Origin of the sequence: Pseudomonas sp. NPDC087346 (assembly GCF_044744235.1) — a bacterium.
Lineage (GTDB): Bacteria > Pseudomonadota > Gammaproteobacteria > Pseudomonadales > Pseudomonadaceae > Aquipseudomonas.
Genome location: NZ_JBIUXX010000054.1, coordinates 23,772 through 24,458, shown reverse-complemented (window position 1 = coordinate 24,458; position 687 = coordinate 23,772). Strand labels below are relative to the sequence as shown.

Below are 687 nucleotides of genomic sequence, written 5' to 3'. Positions count from 1 at the left end.
GCCCTAAACCTCCGCACATACCGCACCCCCGCTCATCTACTGCGTTCTCCGGCCCATGGCCAGTCCGACGCTCGCCCAATCAGGCCCATGCTCATGCACTTCGTTCTAATGACCGGCGGTACCGTTATCTCCGAAGAGATCGGCCTGAGCCTGGAAAGCGCCACCCTGGAAAACCTGGGCAGCGCCAAGCGCGTGACCATCTCCAAGGAAAACACCATCATCGTTGACGGTGCTGGCGTTGAAACCGACATCCAGGCGCGTATCGCTCAGATCCGTGCACAGGTTGTCGAGACTTCGTCCGACTACGACCGTGAAAAACTGCAAGAGCGTCTGGCCAAGCTGTCCGGCGGCGTTGCAGTGATCAAGGTTGGCGCTGGTTCCGAAGTTGAAATGAAAGAGAAGAAAGCCCGCGTTGAAGACGCCCTGCACGCAACCCGCGCAGCCGTTGAAGAAGGCGTGGTACCTGGCGGTGGCGTAGCGCTGATCCGTGCTCTGGAAGCAATCCTCGACCTGAAAGGCGACAACGCCGATCAGGACGTAGGTATCGCTGTTCTGCGTCGCGCTGTTGAAGCACCGCTGCGTCAGATCGCTGCCAACAGCGGTGGGGGGGGGGGGGGGGGGGGGGGGGGGGGGGGGGGGGGGGGGGGGGGTGGTGGGGGGGGCGGGCGGGGGGGTGGGGGGGGGGCG

At 64.2% G+C, this 687-nt stretch carries 1 pseudogene; it reads left to right on the top strand.

Going from position 1 to position 687, the window contains the following annotated elements:
• Positions 1-111: 111 nt before the first annotated feature.
• A pseudogene (locus ACIOZM_RS24900) lies at positions 112-598 on the top strand (TCP-1/cpn60 chaperonin family protein); the annotation flags it as partial.
• Positions 599-687 lie beyond the last annotated feature (89 nt).